11 protein-coding genes are annotated in these 20,250 nt (G+C 57.1%); 9 read left to right on the top strand and 2 right to left on the bottom strand.

All coding sequences use genetic code 11. The features are described 5' to 3' along the window. Window positions 1-87 precede the first annotated feature (87 nt). The 6 genes from FDW98_RS04070 to FDW98_RS04045 all read left to right on the top strand — a co-directional run bounded on the left by FDW98_RS04070 (window position 88) and on the right by FDW98_RS04045 (window position 11,185). Window positions 88-1,347, top strand: a complete 1,260-nt coding sequence (locus FDW98_RS04070) for a CmpA/NrtA family ABC transporter substrate-binding protein (protein ID WP_096756776.1) — start codon at window positions 88-90, stop codon at window positions 1,345-1,347. 1 nt (window position 1,348) lies between these two features. Continuing rightward, window positions 1,349-2,224 (top strand): nitrate ABC transporter permease, encoded by an 876-nt coding sequence (gene ntrB / locus FDW98_RS04065; RefSeq protein ID WP_096756777.1) that lies wholly within the window; start codon window positions 1,349-1,351, stop codon window positions 2,222-2,224. A 9-nt stretch (window positions 2,225-2,233) separates the two neighbouring features. Next, window positions 2,234-3,022, top strand: a complete 789-nt coding sequence (locus tag FDW98_RS04060) for an ABC transporter ATP-binding protein (RefSeq protein ID WP_096756778.1) — start codon at window positions 2,234-2,236, stop codon at window positions 3,020-3,022. Between the two features lie 9 nt (window positions 3,023-3,031). Next, on the top strand, window positions 3,032-7,099 hold the full coding sequence (nirB, locus tag FDW98_RS04055) for a nitrite reductase large subunit NirB (RefSeq protein WP_096756779.1): 4,068 nt from the start codon (window positions 3,032-3,034) through the stop codon (window positions 7,097-7,099). After that, window positions 7,096-9,696: a nitrate reductase gene (locus tag FDW98_RS04050; protein ID WP_096756780.1), complete on the top strand. Its 2,601-nt coding sequence runs from the start codon at window positions 7,096-7,098 to the stop codon at window positions 9,694-9,696. The genes nirB and FDW98_RS04050 overlap by 4 nt, the downstream gene beginning before the upstream one ends. Before the next feature lie 103 nt (window positions 9,697-9,799). Then, window positions 9,800-11,185, top strand: a complete 1,386-nt coding sequence (locus FDW98_RS04045) for a YchO/YchP family invasin (protein ID WP_096756781.1) — start codon at window positions 9,800-9,802, stop codon at window positions 11,183-11,185. A gap of 19 nt (window positions 11,186-11,204) precedes the next feature. Here FDW98_RS04045 and narL read toward each other — a convergent pair whose 3' ends face one another. Both narL and narX read right to left on the bottom strand, forming a co-directional pair. Next, a complete protein-coding gene (gene narL, locus FDW98_RS04040) occupies window positions 11,205-11,855 on the bottom strand; it encodes a two-component system response regulator NarL (RefSeq protein ID WP_003020756.1) in 651 nt (216 codons plus the stop codon). After that, the gene (narX, locus tag FDW98_RS04035; protein WP_096756782.1) at window positions 11,848-13,644 is read right to left on the bottom strand and encodes a nitrate/nitrite two-component system sensor histidine kinase NarX; all 1,797 of its coding nucleotides are present in this window, start codon (window positions 13,642-13,644) and stop codon (window positions 11,848-11,850) included. Before narX ends, narL begins: the two co-directional genes overlap by 8 nt. A 339-nt stretch (window positions 13,645-13,983) precedes the next feature. On the opposite strand from narX, the gene FDW98_RS04030 reads away from it, so the two are divergent. The 3 genes from FDW98_RS04030 to FDW98_RS04020 all read left to right on the top strand — a co-directional run. Continuing rightward, window positions 13,984-15,375, top strand: coding sequence for a NarK family nitrate/nitrite MFS transporter (locus FDW98_RS04030; RefSeq protein WP_096756784.1), 1,392 nt, complete (start codon window positions 13,984-13,986; stop codon window positions 15,373-15,375). A gap of 515 nt (window positions 15,376-15,890) precedes the next feature. After that, window positions 15,891-19,634 carry a nitrate reductase subunit alpha gene (locus FDW98_RS04025; protein ID WP_096756785.1) on the top strand — a complete coding sequence of 1,248 codons (3,744 nt, stop codon included), beginning with the start codon at window positions 15,891-15,893 and terminating at the stop codon, window positions 19,632-19,634. Continuing rightward, on the top strand, window positions 19,631-20,250 hold a 620-nt coding region (locus tag FDW98_RS04020), incomplete at its 3' end, for a 4Fe-4S dicluster domain-containing protein (protein WP_371683352.1). The genes FDW98_RS04025 and FDW98_RS04020, both read left to right, overlap by 4 nt.

Here is a 20,250-nt window from a genome sequence, read left to right as displayed (position 1 = left end):
AACGGCGGTTTGTCTGCTTTGAGGATAAAGGCGTCCTGCAATGCTTCGGCATTGCCGGGCGCTTTTTTTTTGTTATGGGGAGCATGTATGGGTGACAGAACAGTTTTGCTAACGCGGCGGCGATTCCTGCAGGCCAGCGCCGCCATCGGGGGGGCATCCCTGATTTCCGGCCTGATGCCATCGGTGTGGGCTGCAGGGTCTGACGCGCCAGAAATGACCACGGTCAGAGTGGGCTTCATTCCCCTCACTGACTGCGCGCCGTTGGTGATTGCCGCGTTGAAAGGCTTTGATAAAAAGTACGGCATTACGCTGGTGCCCAGCAAAGAGGCCAGTTGGGCGGCGGTACGTGACAAACTGGTTTCCGGCGAACTGGACGCCGCCCACGTTCTGTATGGACTCTTGTACGGGCTGGAGTTGGGCATCGCCAGCAAACCGCAGGCGATGGCAAATCTGATGACGCTGAACCAAAACGGTCAGGCGATTACGCTGTCTGCTGCGCTACAGGAGCAGGGGATCACCGACGCGCCATCGCTGAAAAAGTTGATTGCCGGGCAGGCACCGGGAACCTATACCTTCGCGCATACCTTTCCTACCGGCACGCACGCCATGTGGCTCTATTACTGGCTGGCCAGCGCCGACATCAATCCGTTTACCGATATCCGCACCGTGGTGGTACCGCCGCCGCAAATGGTGATGAACATGCGCATCGGCAATATGAGCGGTTTCTGTGTCGGCGAGCCGTGGAATGCACGGGCCATTAACGATCGCATCGGATTCACCGCCGCCACCTCGCAGGCAATCTGGCCCGATCATCCGGAAAAAGTGCTCGGCACACGCCGGGAATGGGTGGAGACGCATCCTCACACCGCCCGGGCGCTGGTCAGTGCTGTACTTGAGGCGGCGCGGTGGATTGACGCCAGCGAGGCCAACAAACGTGAAACGGCGCAAATCCTTGCCGGGCGCGCCTGGCTCAATACAAAAGCACAGTACCTGACCGGGCGCATGCTGGGCGAATACGACAACGGTGCTGGTCATCGCTGGCAGGACGCGCACCCGATCCAATTCTTTCGTGACGGAGAAGTCAGCTTCCCGTGGCACTCGGACGGCATGTGGTTCCTGACGCAGTTCCGCCGCTGGGGGCTGCTTAAGCAGGCGCCGGACTATGCGGATATTGCGGCCAGGGTCAACCGTATTGATATCTGGCGCGACGCAGCGACAGCCGTTGGCGGCATAACCCCGCCTGCGCAGCTATTGCGTACCAGCACGCTGATGGACGGTACCGTGTGGGACGGTCGCGACCCGGAAGCGTATGCCAACCGCTTTACCCTCCACCGTAAAGGAGCCTGAGATGAAACAAAACACGCAACTAAAAACCCCTGAACCGACTGTGGGTGAGGTGATCGCGCTGGCCGCCGTGACCGTGAGAAAACGCAAAACGCCGAGCTATTTGTGGCTGCGCGCGTGGGTCAGACGAGCCGTGCCCGCGCTGCTGGGGATGGGCCTGCTGGTGGTGTGCTGGCAACTGGCGGCGATCAACAGCCAGGGATTTCCGACGCCGCTCAGCACGCTGGACTCGGCGCTAACGCTGTTTGCTGACCCGTTCTATAACAATGGGCCGAACGATATGGGCATCGGCTGGAACGTGCTGGCGTCATTGCAGCGGGTGGCCATCGGTTTTGGCCTCGCGGCGCTAGTCGGCATCCCGCTCGGATTTCTGATTGGCCGATTTACCTTCGCCTCACACATGTTTTCACCGCTGGTCGCGCTGCTGCGCCCGGTCAGCCCGCTGGCCTGGCTGCCCATTGGGTTGCTGCTGTTTCAAAAGGCGGAACCGGCCTCCAGCTGGACTATTTTTATCTGCTCCATCTGGCCGATGGTGATCAACACCGCCGAAGGGGTGCGCAGAATTCCTGACGATTATCTCAACGTCGCCCGTGTGCTCCAGCTCTCCGAGTGGACGGTGATGCGCCGCATTCTTTTTCCCGCGGTACTGCCTGCGATCCTTACCGGCATGCGCCTGTCTATCGGTATTGCCTGGCTGGTGATTGTGGCCGCCGAAATGCTCACCGGTGGACTGGGCATTGGCTTTTGGATCTGGAATGAGTGGAACAACCTCAACGTCGAAAACATTCTTATCGCCATTGTCATTATCGGCGTCGTGGGCCTGCTGCTTGAGCAGGGGCTGATGCGGGTCGCCCGTCGTTTTAGCTGGCAGGAAAAATAAGGAGACAGCATGAAACCCATTATTCAGGTACAGGCAGTGAGCCAACGTTTTTCCACCACCAGCGGCGAGTTTCTGGCGCTGCAAAACGTCTCGTTTGATATCCATGAAGGGGAAACGGTCAGCCTGATTGGTCATTCCGGCTGCGGGAAATCGACGTTGCTGAATCTGATCGCGGGCATCACGTTACCCACTGAAGGCGGCCTGCTTTGCGATAACCGCGAAATTGCCGGGCCGGGGCCGGAGCGGGCGGTTGTATTCCAGAACCATTCATTGCTGCCGTGGCTGAGTTGCTTTGACAACGTGGCGCTGGCGGTCGATCAGGTCTTTCGCCGCACCATGAACAAGGCCGAGCGGCGCGAGTGGATTGCGCACAATCTTGAACGGGTGCAGATGGGCCACGCGATGCACAAACATCCAGGCGAGGTTTCCGGCGGCATGAAGCAGCGAGTGGGTATTGCCCGTGCGCTGGCCATGAAACCCAAAGTGCTGCTGATGGATGAACCGTTTGGCGCGCTGGATGCACTCACCAGAGCACATTTGCAGGACACGGTGATGCAGATCCAGCAATCGCTGAACACCACCATTGTGCTGATTACCCATGACGTCGATGAGGCGGTGCTGCTCTCTGATCGGGTGATGATGATGACCAACGGCCCGGCGGCCACGGTGGGCGAGATTCTGGCGGTAAATCTGCCGCGCCCGCGTAACCGCGTCCAGTTGGCGGATGACAACCGTTATCACCACCTGCGGCAACGCATCCTCCACTTCCTGTATGAGAAACAGCCGAAGGCGGCGTAAGGGGGCGATATGACGCAACGACTGGTCATTGTGGGGCACGGCATGGCGGCGACGCGCCTGACCGAGGCGCTGCTGGCGTACAAGTGCAACGACATCGCGATCACGCTGATCGGTGAGGAACCGCAGCTGGCCTATAACCGCATCCAGCTATCACCGGTGCTGGGTGGGGAGAAGACGTTTGCCCACACGCTACTTTATCCGCGCCAGTGGTATACCGACCACGGCGTGACGGTGCTGAGCGGGGAGCGCGTGCTGACCGTTGATGCGACTCGCCGCCGGCTGACGACCTGCAGGCGCATCCTTGAGTGGGATGAGCTGGTTTTTGCCACCGGCTCGGTGCCGTTTATTCCGCCAATTCCCGGCGGTGAACAGGCGCATGTGCACGCGTTTCGCACGATGGCGGATGTGGAGGCCATCTTGCAACAACCAGGTCCGGTGGTGGTGCTTGGCGGCGGCGTACTCGGCGTGGAGGCAGCGGCAGCGCTACGGCTAAACTGTGACAACGTCACGTTAATTCATCGCGCCGAACGCCTGATGGAGCACCAGCTGGATCGGCAGGCCAGCGATCTGTTGCAGGCCCAGCTGACAGCGCGCGGTATTCGCTGCGTACTCAATTCCGGGATTACGTGCATTGAAGGAGATCGCGTCACATTGCTGGATGGTGAGCAGTTGGCCGCGCAGCGGGTGGTGATGGCGACCGGCGTCAAACCCAATATCCACCTGGCGCAGGAGAGCGGCGTGAGCTGCCAACGGGGGATCGTGGTGGACGCACAGCTGCGTACCACCGTCGCAGGCATCAGCGCGGTGGGCGAGTGTTGTGAAATTAACGGCCAGACCTGGGGGCTGGTGGCACCGTGCCTGCAGCAGGCCGAGGTGCTGGCTGCACGCCTGGCAGGCCAGAACGGCGAGGGATTTCGTTGGCAGGATCGCGGCACGCGCCTGAAGGTGACGGGAATCGAACTGTTCAGCGCGGGGGTAACGGACGCCGAACCCACGGATACCGCGTTGAGTAGCTGGGATCCGCTCAGCGGACACTACCGCCGTCTGCTGATTCGCGACGGAAAACTCCATGGCGTGCTGTTAATGGGCAATTGCCGCAGCGCGGTGCCGCTCACCGACTTGCTGGATGCACACGCGACGGCAAATTCCGCCTGGCTATTTGACCGCTTTGATACGCAGCCACCGGCTGCAGGACTGATGACGATGACAAAACCGACGCTGGCTGTTGTGGGACACGGTATGGTTGGCCACCATTTTCTTGAGCAATGCGTAAGCCGCAACCTGCATATGCAGTATCACATCGTGGTGTTCGGCGAAGAACGTTATGCCGCCTATGATCGGGTACATCTTTCCGAGTACTTCGCCGGGCGTAGCGCGCAGTCTCTGTCACTGGTGGACGAGGACTTCTTTGCGCGTCACGGTATCGAGCTGCGTCTTGCGCAGTGTGTGACGGAAATCGACCGTGAAGCTCGGGTTATCCGTACCGCCAGCGGCCATGAAACCCACTGGGATGCGCTGGTGCTGGCCACCGGATCGTACCCGTTTGTGCCGCCGGTAAAAGGCGGTGATTCCGCGGATTGTTTTGTTTACCGTACGCTTGACGATCTCGATGCCATTGCGGAAAAAGCGAAAAATGCCCGGCGTGGGGTGGTGATTGGCGGTGGGCTGCTTGGGCTGGAGGCGGCTAATGCGCTGCGCCAGCTTGGGCTGGAAACCCATGTCGTTGAATTCGCCGCGAACCTGATGGCGGTGCAACTGGATAATGCCGGCGCCGCTATGCTGCGCGAAAAAATTGAGGCGTTGGGCGTGGGGGTGCATACCGCAAAATCCACCCGCGAAATTGAGCGTACGCCAGACGGCCTGGTGCTGCATTTTGCCGACGGAGAGCGACTGGACACCGATCTGGTGGTGTTTTCCGCCGGTATTCGCCCGCAGGATACGCTGGCTCGCAGCAGTGGCTTACACCTCGGCGATCGCGGTGGAATAAGCATTGATAGCCACTGCCGCACGTCAGATGATGCCATTTACGCCATTGGCGAGTGCGCGCTGTGGGAAGGGCGGATATTTGGACTGGTGGCGCCGGGCTATCAGATGGCGCGCGTTGCCGCCGCGCGGCTGGCCGGGGAAGAGGCCAGTTTTGGCGGGGCGGACATGAGCACTAAGCTCAAGCTGCTCGGCGTTGATGTGGCGTCATTTGGTGATGCGCAGGCGCGCACGCCGGGGGCGCAAAGCTATCAGTGGACCCACGGCCCGCAGCAAATCTACAAGAAAATCGTCGTCAGTGCCGACGGCAAAACGCTGCTGGGCGGCGTGTTGGTGGGCGATGCCAGTGACTATGCCACGCTACTGCAAATGATGTTGAACGGACTGGCGCTACCCGCGCAGCCGGAATTGCTGATCCTGCCTGCCGTGGCGGGCGGCGCACCGAAAGTGCTTGGGGTGGCGGCACTCCCTGACACCGCACAGATTTGTTCTTGTCATAACGTCAGCAAGGCCGATATCTGCCAGGCGGTCAGCGCTGGGGCGACGGATATCGGTGCAATAAAACAGTGTACCAAAGCGGCAACCGGCTGTGGCGGGTGCAGCGCACTGGTCAAACAGGTAATGGAGCATCAGCTGGCTGCGCAGGGTGTGGAGGTCAAAAAGGATATCTGTGAACACTTTCCCTGGTCGCGTCAGGAAATCTATCATCTGGTGCGGGTGAATCATATTCACACTTTCGAACAGTTGATTGCCCGCTATGGACACGGGCACGGCTGTGAAATTTGTAAACCGCTGGTGGGGTCGGTGCTGGCCTCCTGCTGGAATGAGTATCTGCTTAAACCTGCGCATCTGCCGTTGCAGGATACGAACGATCGCTATTTTGCCAACATTCAAAAAGACGGATCGTATTCGGTGGTCCCGCGCATGCCGGCGGGGGAAGTGACGCCGGATGGCCTGATTGCCATTGGTCAGATTGCTAAACGCTACCAGTTGTACAGCAAAATTACCGGCGGGCAGCGGGTTGATCTCTTCGGTGCGCGGCTTGAACAGTTGCCCGATATCTGGCGCGAGCTGGTCGAGGCGGGGTTCGAGACCGGGCACGCTTACGGGAAGTCGCTGCGTACGGTGAAGTCCTGCGTCGGCTCAACCTGGTGTCGCTACGGTGTTCAGGACTCAACCGGACTGGCGGTCACGCTGGAGAATCGCTACAAGGGCCTGCGCGCACCGCACAAAATCAAAATGGCGGTTTCCGGCTGTACCCGCGAGTGTGCCGAAGCCCAGGGGAAAGATGTCGGCGTCATTGCCACGGATAAAGGCTGGAACCTGTATTTGTGCGGCAACGGCGGCATGAAGCCGCGCCATGCCGATCTGTTTGCCAGCGATCTGGATGATGCCACGCTGATTCAGACCATCGATCGTTTCCTGATGTTCTACATCCGCACCGCGGACCGCCTGCAGCGTACCAGTACCTGGATGGACAATCTCGAGGGCGGTATTGATTACCTGCGCGAGGTGATCATGGACGATAGCTTAGGTATTGCCAGCGAGTTGGAACAAGAGATGGCGCGGGTAGTGGAAAGCTACCAGTGCGAGTGGCAAACCACGCTCAGCAGTCCGCAACGTCTGGCGCTGTTTCGCTCTTACGTCAACAGCGATGCCCCGGATGACGCCATCGCGCGTCAAACCTTGCGCGGCCAGCCGCAGTTGGCCCCCCCTGTACGCCATGCTCGTGAGACATTGCCGGTGAAACCCTGGCAGGCGATCTGCCCGCTTGAGGCGATCCCGGAACAGGCAGGGATTGGTGCCCTACTGGGTGACCTGCAAATCGCACTCTTCCGTTTTGGTCAGTCGATTTATGCGCTGGATAATCGTGAACCCGGCAGTGACGCTCAGGTACTTTCGCGCGGTATTTTGGGGGATGTGGCCGGTGAGCCTGTTGTGATTTCGCCGCTGTATAAACAGCGCATTCGCCTGCGCGATGGTCGCCAGGTTGACAGCGGCGAGCAGGCGGTACGCGCCTGGCCGGTGAAAGTGGTGGATGGAAAAGTGTGGGTAGGCAATCAGGCATTGATTCTGCGCGCGGAGGCCTCATGAGTGAGATACGTACCACATGCCCCTACTGCGGCGTTGGCTGTGGGGTGATCGCCCAGGTGAGCGAAAAAGGCGTTAACGTCCGGGGCGATCCTGACCATCCGGCAAACTTTGGTCGCCTGTGCGTCAAAGGTGCGGCGCTGGCGGAAACCACCGGGCTGAGCGGCAGATTGTTACAGCCGACGGTTGACGGGGCGAAGGTCAGTTGGTCGCAGGCGCTGGAAACCGCAGGCACGCGTCTGCGCAGCATTATCGCCCAGCACGGCCCGCAGGCGGTGGCCTTTTACGCTTCCGGTCAGCTACTGACGGAAGATTACTACGCGGCCAACAAGCTGATGAAAGGTTTTATCGGTGTGACCAATATCGATACCAACTCGCGGCTTTGCATGTCGTCGGCGGTGACCGGCTATAAGCGGGCGCTGGGTGCCGACGTGGTGCCCTGCAGCTATGAAGATATCGAGTGTAGCGATCTGGTGGTGCTGGTGGGATCGAATGCCGCGTGGACGCATCCAGTGCTGTACCAACGACTGGTGCAGGCGCGACAAACCAATCCATTGTTGAAGGTGGTGGTTATCGATCCCCGACGTACTGCCACCTGTGATATTGCGGATCTGCATCTGCCGCTGCTGCCTGGCAGCGACGGTGGGCTGTTCGTGGGTTTACTCAACAGAATTGCCACCGACGGTGCAGCGCGGGGAGATTTTGACGGGGCAACGGAAACGCTGGCTATCGCGCGTGACTGGGACGTGGCGCGGGTGGCGCAGTTTTGCGGGCTGGAGATGGCGGAAGTCACCGCGTTTTATGACGCGTTTATGCATGCGCCAAAGGCCGTCACGCTGTACACCATGGGCATTAACCAGTCCGCCAGCGGCAGCGATAAATGCAATGCGATCATCAACGTCCATTTGGCCAGCGGTAAATACGCCCGCGCCGGGTGCGGGCCATTTTCACTGACCGGACAGCCAAACGCGATGGGCGGTCGCGAGGTAGGCGGGCTGGCGACGCAGTTGGCAGCGCAGATGAGTTTTGACCCGCAGGACCTGTCGCGCGTGGCCCGCTTCTGGGGCGCTGAGCGGCTGGCGCAAACGCCGGGGTTGATGGCGGTCGAGCTATTCGAGGCTATTGGCAACGGCAAGATTAAAGCGGTGTGGATCATGGGGACTAACCCGGCGGTATCGTTACCGGACAGCCATGCCGTGTGTCAGGCGCTGACGGCCTGCCCGCTGGTCATTGTCTCCGAGGTGGTGGCTGACACCGATACCAGTCGCTATGCCCACATTCGCTTTCCAGCGCAGGCCTGGGGAGAGAAGAATGGCACGGTGACCAATTCAGAGCGGCGCATTTCTCGCCAGCGCGCCTTTTTGTCCTCTCCCGGTGAGGCGCGTGCGGATTGGTGGATTATCGCCCAGATGGCTAAACAGCTGGGGTATGCCGGGGCGTTTAGCTGGCAAAACGCGTGGGAGGTCTTCTGTGAACATGCGGCGCTTTCCGGTTTTGAAAATAATGGGGAACGCGCCTTTGATATTGGTGCCCTGGCCGATATGACGTACGCGCAGTGGGAAGACATGACCCCGGTTCGCTGGCCGGTCAGTCGACGTCTAGCGCCGCTAAACCTCTGGCAGGGCTGGCACGCGAACCAGCGTTTGCGGCTGGTGCCGGTCAGGCCGCAGGGGATGACAACCGCCTGTGATGCGCTCTATCCGCTGGTGTTAAACAGCGGGCGTATCCGTGATCAGTGGCACACCATGACCCGCACCGGTACCGTTTCGCGCCTGATGCAGCACATCAGCGAACCGCTGGTCGAGGTGTCACCCGAGGACGCCGTACGATTTCAGCTGACCGGGGGAGCGCTGTGTCGTATCAGTTCCCCGCGCGGGCTGATGGTGGGCAGGGTGGCAATCCAGCCAGGTCAGCGGACGGGCAGCGCGTTTACCTCGATGCACTGGAACAACAGCTTTGCCCGTCAGGGCCGGGTAAACGCGCTGGTCGCACCGGTGTGCGATCCCCATTCCGGACAGCCAGAAAGCAAACAGACTGCGGTGCGTATCATGCCCTGGCAGCCGCAATGGCAGGGGGAGATGTTTAGCCGCCATCAATTAACACTGCCCGGTTTTGTCCATTGGTGGCGCAAAGCGGCGGACACGGTTTTTCGCTATACCCTGGCGGGTGACAGGGAATTCGCCAGCTGGCTAGGCCAGTACTGCACGGCACAAGGCTGGCAAATCCAGCAGGCGCACTGGGGACAGGGGCTGAATATTCTGGCCTGGCGGGAAGGGCAACTGATGCTGGGATTCTGGTCGGCGACGACGCAGCCTGAGATTGACACCGTCACTATTCTCGCCGCGTTTGCGCGAGCGCCAGACAATGCTGAAATACGCCATGCGCTGCTGAGCGGCAAATCAGCAGGTATAGCGCCTGACGAGGGGGCGATAGTGTGCAGCTGTTTCAGCGTAGGCGAAACGGCGATCGTCCGGGCGATCACCGACGGTTGCCATTCGGTTCAGACTCTGGGGCAAAAGCTGCGCTGCGGCAGCAACTGCGGGTCGTGCATCCCGGAGTTGCGTGCTTTACTGAAACAAACGCTAACGCTTAAAGAGTAAGGATATTCCTGAAAATTTGAGAAAAGGCTGCAAATTGCCGGCCTGAAAGGTATGGTTAACGGTCGAGAGACCTGACTTTAATGATGTAAAAGCCACCGACGATTTGAGCCGTTTTTTCAGTTGTACACGTAGTTTCCTCCTACTCTTGCCGCTGGCAGGCGGTACTGCCAGCGCGCAGTCTTCGTTTATCCAGCAGGCCGCCAACCCGTTTGACAACAATCATGATGGCTTACCCGATCTTGGCATGGCAGCGGAGTCCCGGGCCGGTGAAAAGCATTTTGCCGAAATGGTCAAAGCGTTTGGCGAAGCCAGCATGACCGATAATGGTCTTGATACCGGTGAACAGGCGAAGCAGTTTGCGTTTGGCCAGGTGCGTGACACGGTCAGCGAGCAGGTGAATCAACAGCTGGAGTCGTTGCTTTCTCCCTGGGGCAATGCCAGCGTTGGGCTACAGGTGGATAACGAGGGTCGCTTTACCGGCAGCCGGGGAAGCTGGTTTATTCCCTGGCAGGATAATCAACGCTACCTGACCTGGAGCCAGATGGGGATAACCCAGCAAGATGAGGGGCTGGTCAGTAATCTGGGCATCGGGCAGCGCTGGGTACGCAACGGCTGGTTGTTAGGTTACAACACCTTTTATGACACCCTGCTGGAAGAAAACCTGCCGCGCGGTGGCGTGGGTGCCGAAGCGTGGGGCGAGTATCTGCGCTTCTCCGCCAATTATTACCAGCCGTTCTCGTCCTGGCAGGAACGTTCTGCGACGCAGGTGCAGCGCATGGCGCGGGGATACGACCTTACTGCACTGATGCGGGTCCCGTTTTATGAACATCTCAATACCAGCGTTAGCGTGGAGCAATACTTTGGCGACCAGGTCGATCTGTTTCATTCCGGAACCGGCTACCACAACCCGGTGGCGGTCAAGCTGGGGCTGAGCTACACGCCGGTGCCGCTGGTGACGGTGACCGCGCAGCATAAGCAGGGTGAAAGCGGGGTCAGCCAGAACAGCGTCGGTGTAAAGCTTAACTATCGCTTTGGCGTGCCGTTAAAAAAACAGTTGATGGTCAGCGAAGTGGCAGGCAGTCAGTCCCTGCGCGGGAGTCGTTATGATTTACCACAGCGTAACAATCTGCCGACGATGGAATATCGCCAGCGCAAAACCCTGGCTGTGTTTCTGGCAACTCCGCCGTGGGATCTCACGCCTGGCGAGTCGGTGGCGCTGAAGCTGGAGGTGCGCAGTCTGCACGGTATTCGCCACCTGACGTGGCAGGGGGATACGCAAGCGCTGAGTTTGACGGCGGGAACAACCACCCGGAGTGCAGAAGGCTGGACGATTATTATGCCAAAGTGGGACAGCAGTGACGGGGCAACAAACCGCTGGCGGCTGTCGGTGGTGGTGGAAGACGAACAGGGTCAGCGTGTCTCTTCCAATGAGATCACGCTATCACTGACCGAACCGTTTAGCGCGGTGTCGGAAAATGATCCTCGTTGACGATAAGCAGCATACAAAATTAGAAAATGCGTTCCTGATGCACCCATACCGCGGCTTCTACGCGTGATTTGAGCTTCATTTTCTTCAGCATATGCTTCACATGGACTTTGACCGTACTTTCGGTGATGTCCAGACGGCGGGCAATCATCTTGTTAGGCAGGCCCTGGGCAATCAGTTTCAGGATATCGCGTTCGCGCGGCGTGAGCTGGGTGACATCGCGGTCTGAGGTGGCACGATTAGCACGCAGGCTGGCGGCCAGTACGGGTGTTAAGGCTTCGCTGAGCACCATTTCACCGGCGGCTGCTTGCTGTAATGCCTTCAGTAAATCTTCCGGTTCCATGTCTTTCAACAAATAACCATCCGCGCCGCGTTTCAGGGCGGTGACCACGTCTTCTTCATGATTGGAGACGCTGAATACTACGATGCGGCCGGACAGGGATTTTTCGCGCAGCTTATCGAGCGTTTCCAGACCGTTCATACCGGGCATATTGAGATCCAACAGGATCAGATCAGGGTCAAGAGATTCAGCCAGCTCGATACCCTGCTCGCCATTACTGGCTTCGCCGACCACGGTAATATCGGGCGCCATGCTGACAAGCTGTTTTACACCGGTTCGCAACATCGGATGATCGTCGATCAACAGGATGGTTGCCGGTTCCAGATTACTCATGGGTATCTCCTTGGACTTCTGTGAAGTTTGTTTCGGGAATGAAAGTGACAGCAACTTCAGTACCGCCAGTCTCGCGACGGCGTACACGGCAATCGCCGCGCAAGCTTTGCGCACGATCGCGCATAATAATCATGCCGTAGTGGTTACTGCGTTCGGCGTTTTCCGGTACGCCGCAGCCGTTATCTTGCACTGTCAGTTTGACCTGCTTGCCATTTTGCACCACCGTCACCACAACGTTATCGGCGTGAGAGTGTTTCAGGGCATTACTCAGGGCTTCACGGGCAATTTGCAACAGGTGAATAGCCTGGTGCGAGGGCACCAGACGCGGTGGCAGCTGGTAATCCAGCTTTACCGTAAAACCAAATCGGGCGCTGTATTCCTGGCAGCTGGCTTCCAGCGCCGGGCGCAATCCAGGCTCCGTTAACTGTAAACGGAAGGTGGTTAACAGCTCACGCAACTGCACCCAGGACGTGTTCAATTCGTTACGAATTTGACCCAGCAGAGCGCGGCAGTTTTCCGGCAGCGTCTCGCCTTGCATTTGCAAACAGCTGACCTGCATCTTCATACAAGAAAGTGATTGTGCAATAGAATCATGCAGTTCGCGTGCAATGGTGGCACGCTCTTCCATCACAATCAACTGCTGCTGACGCTCCTGCTGCCTGTCCAGCGCCAGCGTCGCGGTCAGTTGTTCAACCAGGGTATCAACCAGTTGCTGCTGGTCGTGGCTAAGATGACGTCCGTGCGGCAACGTGGCCAGCAGAATACCATACTGAGTATGCGCATCGGTCAGTCGCCATTTCAGTGTGATTCCGCCGTCAATGGCGGGCAGCGTGCCGCGCGGACACAGATGACACCCTTTTTCATCACAGCTGACGTTCGACTGACAGGTAAACTCCTGGTGATTATCTTCATCTTCCAGGTCGTACACCCGCAGTTCGATATCATGCAACAGCGTTAAATTTTGTAGCCCGTTGAGTACCGGGGAAAGACGTTCACACAGCGGTACCTGAGAGTGCAGACGGCGGTTGGCTTGCCACAGGAAGGAGAGGATCTGGTTTTTATGCTCCAGACCGGCGGTTTTCTCCTGCACCCGCTGTTCCAGTACCGCGTAACTTTCTGCCAGCTCTTCTGACATATTGTTCAGTGCCGATCCCAGGGCTGCCATTTCATTACGCCCGCTAATGCGTGCGCGCTGGGTAAAATCACGCTGGCTGACGGCTCGCGCCATCGACAGCAGCTGTTTCCACGGTTCCAGCAGACGAACACGCAGCCAGATAATGGTGAAAACCAGCAGCAGTGCCATAAACACGGCCATCAGACGATGCAGCATCACCACGCGCTCAATACGCAATTCCGTGGTGTGGTCAAAGGCGGTCACCAGATTATCCAGTCCTGCCACAAACTGCGTAACGTCCTCGGCAACGGCGTCCGCGTTTTGTGCATGTGATAGCCCTGGCGCCAGTTCGGTATGCCAGTAATCCTGTAACGCCTTCAGCTGCGCCTGTTGTCCGTCGCGCTTAGCGGCGCGCGTGAGTTCCGGGCTGAAGGCCGTTCTTTCCATCTCTTCCAGCAGCGGCTGGTCATTGGCATCCAGCGGAACCGCTGCCAGCAGACGATAGCTCTGCATACGCAGGGAGCCGGCTTTATTAATCGCATGCGCGCTGCCCTGAACGCCCTGAACCAGCCAGCCGGAGACGGCCATACCTGCCACGCCGATTGCGGTGGACAGTAAAACAATCAGCGCCACCTGGTTGACCAGCGTAAGCGGAGAGAGACAACGTTTTAACATGGTGACTTCTTCCTTCAGGATTTCGTTGTAGCGAAAACCTTATGAATGACGATGCTGCTGCAAGCAGTGGCGTTATTCTCAGCTATACACTGGAGTATACCCATACCTCAAACGGGCTACCCCTTAATTGCCGCAGGTGGGAGAGATCCCCGGCTGCGGGGAGTAGGGGTCGACAGAAGCGTGAAAAACCACATCTTTTTTAGCGATGTTATGTACTCATTTGGGGTAATGATAAATTTTAAGCACTAATAATGACATCTTTTCCTTTGATTTATATCAACTTACCTCTCGCTGTAAACCCTAATGTTGCAGGCATCGAAACAAGTATCAGAGGTGTCTATGAGTCACTCATCTGCCCCGGAAAGGGCATCTGGATCTGTAATTACAGAATGGCGGCCGGAAGATCCCGCCTTTTGGCAACAAAGAGGTCATCGTATTGCCAGCCGCAACCTGTGGATTTCCGTCCCTTGTCTGCTGCTGGCATTTTGCGTATGGATGTTATTTAGCGCCGTGGCGGTGAACTTACCGAAGGTTGGCTTTGACTTTACCACCGAGCAGCTGTTCATGCTGACGGCATTACCGTCGGTTTCCGGTGCGCTGCTGCGTGTTCCGTACTCCTTTATGGTTCCTCTGTTTGGCGGACGTCGCTGGACGGCATTCAGCACCGGTATCTTGATCATTCCTTGCGTATGGTTAGGTTTTGCCGTGCAAGATACCACCACGCCGTTTAGCACGTTTATTATCATCTCTCTGCTGTGCGGTTTTGCCGGGGCAAACTTTGCTTCCAGCATGGCTAACATCAGTTTCTTCTTCCCGAAACAGAAACAGGGCGGTGCGCTGGGGCTGAATGGCGGACTGGGTAACATGGGTGTCAGTGTGATGCAGTTGGTTGCGCCGCTGGTGGTATCCTTGTCTATCTTCGCGGCATTTGGTAGCCACGGCGTTGAGCAACCGGATGGCACGCAGCTTTATCTGGCCAACGCCGCGTGGATTTGGGTACCGTTTCTGGCGGTGCTGACGCTGGCTGCGTGGTTTGGTATGAACGAACTGGCAACCTCTAAAGCGTCACTGAAAGAGCAATTACCGGTGCTGAAACGCGGACATCTGTGGATTATGAGTCTGCTGTATCTGGCAACCTTCGGCTCCTTTATCGGCTTCTCTGCCGGTTTTGCCATGCTGTCAAAAACGCAGTTCCCTGAGGTGCAAATCCTGCATTACGCCTTCTTTGGTCCGCTGATTGGCGCCCTGGCGCGTTCTGCTGGTGGGGCGATTTCTGACCGACTGGGCGGGACGCGCGTGACGCTGGTGAACTTTGTCCTGATGGCCATTTTCAGCGCCTTGCTGTTCCTGACGCTGCCAACAAACGGTGAGGGTGGCAACTTTATCGCCTTCTTTGCGGTGTTCCTGGCGCTGTTCCTGACGGCTGGGTTGGGTAGTGGTTCTACCTTCCAGATGATCTCCGTGATCTTCCGTAAACTGACGATGGACCGAGTGAAAGCCGAAGGTGGCTCCGAAGAGAAAGCGATGCGTGAAGCGGCAACCGACACGGCGGCGGCACTGGGCTTTATCTCAGCGATCGGCGCGATTGGCGGCTTCTTTATTCCTAAAGCGTTTGGTACGTCGCTGGCGTTAACCGGTTCGCCGGTAGATGCGATGAAAGTGTTCCTGATCTTCTATGTCGCCTGCGTGGTCATCACTTGGGTGGTATACGGACGTCATTCTAAAAAATAAAAAAGTAATGTACACAAAATCACTCAAACTGCATCACGGCGGCAAGTGAGAAATTCCCAGGAGCATACTCAAGTCAGTGACTGGGGAGAACGAGCACAGCCAACGCGGAAGCAGTTTGAAGGATGACGTGTAGGTTGATTATCCTTTGCGCGGTGTTAGACCGCGCTTTTTTTTGTCTGTAATTAGTTACAACATACTTATTTGTCTACAGAGACTATCGTCTGTCAGAACGGTGCACAGAAAGAGGTTTACCAGGGGGGATACCCCTTAATACTCACTTGTAAAGAATTTAACATTTGTATGATGAGTTAATTTTAAAATCATATTTAAAATCAATTAATTACTGACTTTTACCCTATCCCACTTAAGGGGTATATAAAATTTAACCTCTCTTTCCCATCCCTGCCTGCCTTGATCGTTATCAATTCCCACGCGCTTTCATAGCGTTACCTTCGCTCTCAATCAAGCAATGTCGATTTATCAGAGAGCCGTCAGGCTCCTACAGGAGACAACCGATGAGTAAATTCCTGGACCGGTTTCGCTACTTCAAGCAGAAGGGCGAAACCTTTGCCGATGGGCACGGCCAGCTTCTCAATACTAACCGGGACTGGGAGGATGGATACCGCCAGCGTTGGCAGCATGACAAAGTCGTGCGATCAACTCATGGGGTAAACTGCACCGGCTCATGCAGCTGGAAAATCTACGTGAAAAATGGTCTGGTGACCTGGGAAACCCAGCAAACCGACTACCCGCGCACCCGTCCAGACCTGCCAAACCACGAACCACGCGGCTGCCCGCGCGGTGCGAGCTACTCCTGGTATCTCTACAGCGCTAACCGCCTGAAATACCCGCTGATGCGTAAACGCCTGATGAAAATGTGGCGTGAAGCGAAAAGACTGCACAGCGATCCGGTAGACGCATGGGCATCCATCATCGAAGACGCCGATAAAGCAAAAAGCTTCAAGCAAGCGCGCGGTCGTGGTGGTTTTGTACGTTCCTCCTGGCAGGAAGTGAATGAGCTGATTGCCGCTTCTAACGTCTACACCGTCAAAACCTACGGCCCTGACCGCGTGGCGGGCTTCTCGCCGATCCCGGCAATGTCGATGGTTTCCTACGCCTCCGGTGCACGCTACCTGTCCCTGATTGGCGGTACCTGCCTGAGCTTCTACGACTGGTACTGTGACCTGCCGCCTGCGTCTCCGCAGACCTGGGGTGAGCAGACCGACGTTCCGGAATCTGCCGACTGGTACAACTCCAGCTACATCATCGCCTGGGGTTCAAACGTTCCGCAGACCCGTACCCCGGATGCCCACTTCTTCACTGAAGTTCGCTACAAAGGGACCAAAACGGTCGCGATCACCCCGGACTATGCCGAAATTGCCAAGCTGTGCGACCTGTGGCTGGCACCGAAGCAGGGCACCGATGCCGCGATGGCGCTGGCAATGGGTCACGTCATGCTGCGTGAGTTCCACCTTGATAACCCAAGCCAGTACTTCACCGACTATGTGCGTCGTTACACCGACTTCCCGATGCTGGTGATGCTCGAAGAGCGTGACGGTTACTATGCGGCGGGCCGTATGCTGCGCGCCGCCGATCTGGTCGATTCTTTGGGCCAGGAAAATAACCCAGAGTGGAAAACCGTTGCCGTCAATACCGACGGCGAGATGGTCGCGCCAAACGGTTCGATTGGTTTCCGCTGGGGCGAAAAAGGGAAGTGGAACCTTGAGCAGCGCGACGGCACATCCGGTAAAGAAACCGAACTGCAGCTCAGCTTGCTGGGCAGCCAGGATGACATCGCTGAAGTCGGCTTCCCATACTTTGGCGGCGAAGGCACCGAGCACTTCAATAAAGTCGAACTGGAAAACGTTCTACTGCACAAACTGCCGGTCAAACGCCTGCAACTGGCGGACGGTACTACCGCGCTGGTGACCACCGTTTATGACCTGACCATGGCGAACTACGGTCTGGAACGCGGTCTGAACGATGAAAACTGCGCCACCAGCTACGATGATATCAAAGCATATACCCCGGCATGGGCAGAAAAAATTACCGGTGTATCACGCGCTCAAATCGTGCGTATCGCCCGTGAATTTGCCGATAACGCTGACAAAACGCACGGTCGTTCAATGATCATCGTCGGTGCCGGTCTGAACCACTGGTATCACCTCGATATGAACTATCGCGGATTGATCAACATGCTGGTGTTCTGCGGCTGCGTTGGTCAGAGCGGCGGCGGTTGGGCGCACTATGTGGGTCAGGAAAAACTGCGTCCGCAGACCGGCTGGCAGCCGCTGGCGTTTGGCCTTGACTGGCAGCGTCCGGCACGTCACATGAACAGCACCTCCTACTTCTATAACCACTCCAGCCAGTGGCGTTATGAGACGGTAACTGCGCAGGAACTGCTGTCGCCGATGGCGGACAAGTCCCGCTATAGCGGTCATTTGATCGACTTTAACGTGCGCGCTGAACGTATGGGCTGGTTGCCATCTGCGCCGCAGTTGGGCACCAACCCGCTGTACATTGCCCGTGAGGCGGAAAAAGCCGGGATGACGCCGGTGGATTACACCGTGAAATCGCTGAAAGAGGGTTCTATTCGCTTTGCGGCAGAACAACCTGAAAACGGTAAAAACCATCCGCGTAACCTGTTCATCTGGCGTTCTAACCTGCTGGGCTCGTCCGGTAAAGGTCATGAGTACATGCTGAAGTATCTGCTGGGTACTGAACACGGTATTCAGGGGATGGATCTGGGCAAACAGGGCGGTGTGAAGCCAGAAGAAGTGGAATGGCAGGACAACGGTCTCGATGGCAAGCTGGATCTGGTGGTGACGCTGGACTTCCGCCTGTCGAGCACCTGTCTGTATTCCGACATCGTGTTGCCTACCGCCACCTGGTATGAAAAAGACGACATGAATACATCGGACATGCATCCGTTTATTCATCCGTTGTCTGCCGCTGTTGATCCGGCCTGGGAATCGAAAAGCGACTGGGAAATTTACAAAGCCATCGCCAAGAAATTCTCTGAAGTCTGCGTAGGTCACCTCGGTAAAGAAACCGACGTGGTGACGCTGCCTATTCAGCACGATTCCGCTGCCGAACTGGCGCAGCCGCTGGACGTGAAGGACTGGAAAAAAGGCGAATGCGATCTGATCCCTGGTGTTACTGCCCCGCACATCATGACCGTTGAGCGTGATTACCCCGCAACTTACGAACGCTTCACCTCCATCGGCCCACTGATGGATAAAGTCGGTAACGGCGGGAAAGGGATTGCCTGGAACACCCAGAGCGAAATGGACTTGCTGCGTAAGCTTAACTACACCAAGGCAGAAGGCCCGGCTAAAGGTCAGCCGATGCTGAATACGGCGATTGATGCCGCCGAGATGATCCTCACCCTGGCGCCGGAAACCAACGGTCAGGTGGCGGTGAAGGCCTGGGCTGCGCTGAGTGAATTTACCGGCCGTGACCATACGCATCTGGCACTGAATAAAGAAGACGAGAAAATCCGCTTCCGCGATATTCAGGCGCAGCCGCGTAAAATTATCTCCAGCCCGACCTGGTCTGGCCTGGAAGATGAGCATGTTTCTTACAACGCCGGTTACACCAACGTTCACGAGCTGATCCCATGGCGTACGCTGACCGGTCGTCAGCAGCTGTATCAGGATCATCAGTGGATGCGCGACTTCGGTGAAAGTCTTCTGGTTTATCGTCCGCCAATTGACACCCGTTCGGTGAAAGCCGTGATGGGCGAGAAATCCAACGGCAATCCGGAAAAGGCGCTCAACTTCCTGACGCCACACCAGAAGTGGGGTATCCACTCCACTTACAGCGACAACCTGCTGATGCTGACATTAGGCCGCGGCGGTCCGATCGTGTGGATGAGTGAAGCGGATGCGAAAGATCTGGGTATCGAAGATAACGACTGGATCGAAGTCTTTAACAGCAACGGTTCACTAACCGCCCGTGCGGTAGTCAGCCAGCGTGTCCCGGCCGGGATGACCATGATGTACCACGCCCAGGAACGTATTGTGAATATTCCAGGGTCGGAAATTACCGAACAGCGCGGCGGGATCCATAACTCGGTGACCCGTATTACGCCGAAACCGACGCACATGATTGGTGGTTATGCCCACCTGGCCTACGGCTTTAACTACTACGGCACCGTAGGGTCAAACCGTGATGAGTTCGTGGTGGTCCGTAAGATGAAGAACATTGACTGGTTGGATGGCGAAGGCAATGACCAGGTACAGGAGAGCGTAAAATGAAAATTCGTTCACAAGTCGGCATGGTGCTGAATCTCGATAAGTGCATCGGTTGCCACACCTGTTCAGTAACCTGCAAAAACGTCTGGACCAGCCGTGAAGGGACCGAGTACGCCTGGTTCAACAACGTTGAAACTAAGCCGGGCACCGGTTTCCCGACCGACTGGGAAAACCAGGAAAAATGGAAGGGCGGTTGGATCCGCAAGATCAACGGTAAGCTGGTACCGCGCATGGGTAATAAAGCGCTGCTGCTGGGTAAAATCTTCGCTAACCCGCATCTGCCGGGTATCGATGATTACTACGAGCCGTTTGACTTCGATTACCAGACGCTGCACAACGCTCCGGCTGACAGCAAAGCGCAGCCGATTGCACGTCCACGTTCGCTGATCACCGGCAAGCGTATGGACAAGATAACCAAAGGTCCGAACTGGGAAGACGACCTGGGCGGCGAGTTCGAGAAGCTGTCAAAAGACAAAAACTTCGAGAACATGCAGAAGGCGATGTACGGCCAGTTCGAAAATACCTTCATGATGTATTTGCCGCGTCTGTGCGAGCACTGCCTTAACCCGGCGTGCGTGGCGACCTGCCCAAGCGGTGCCATCTACAAGCGTGAAGAAGA

This window comes from Citrobacter sp. wls711 (assembly GCF_005281055.1).
Lineage (GTDB): Bacteria > Pseudomonadota > Gammaproteobacteria > Enterobacterales > Enterobacteriaceae > Citrobacter > Citrobacter gillenii.
This window is presented reverse-complemented; position numbering and strand designations above follow the sequence as displayed.

What these genes read in the sequence shown, in the direction of transcription:
- FDW98_RS04050 (WP_096756780.1), top strand. Translation starts at nt 7,096, where the DNA reads ATGAGTGAGATACGTACCACATGCCCCTACTGCGGCGTTGGCTGTGGG.
- narL (WP_003020756.1), bottom strand. Translation starts at nt 11,855, where the DNA reads ATGAGTAATCTGGAACCGGCAACCATCCTGTTGATCGACGATCATCCG.
- ntrB (WP_096756777.1), top strand. Translation starts at nt 1,349, where the DNA reads ATGAAACAAAACACGCAACTAAAAACCCCTGAACCGACTGTGGGTGAG.
- nirB (WP_096756779.1), top strand. Translation starts at nt 3,032, where the DNA reads ATGACGCAACGACTGGTCATTGTGGGGCACGGCATGGCGGCGACGCGC.
- FDW98_RS04060 (WP_096756778.1), top strand. Translation starts at nt 2,234, where the DNA reads ATGAAACCCATTATTCAGGTACAGGCAGTGAGCCAACGTTTTTCCACC.
- FDW98_RS04025 (WP_096756785.1), top strand. Translation starts at nt 15,891, where the DNA reads ATGAGTAAATTCCTGGACCGGTTTCGCTACTTCAAGCAGAAGGGCGAA.
- FDW98_RS04070 (WP_096756776.1), top strand. Translation starts at nt 88, where the DNA reads ATGGGTGACAGAACAGTTTTGCTAACGCGGCGGCGATTCCTGCAGGCC.
- FDW98_RS04030 (WP_096756784.1), top strand. Translation starts at nt 13,984, where the DNA reads ATGAGTCACTCATCTGCCCCGGAAAGGGCATCTGGATCTGTAATTACA.
- narX (WP_096756782.1), bottom strand. Translation starts at nt 13,644, where the DNA reads ATGTTAAAACGTTGTCTCTCTCCGCTTACGCTGGTCAACCAGGTGGCG.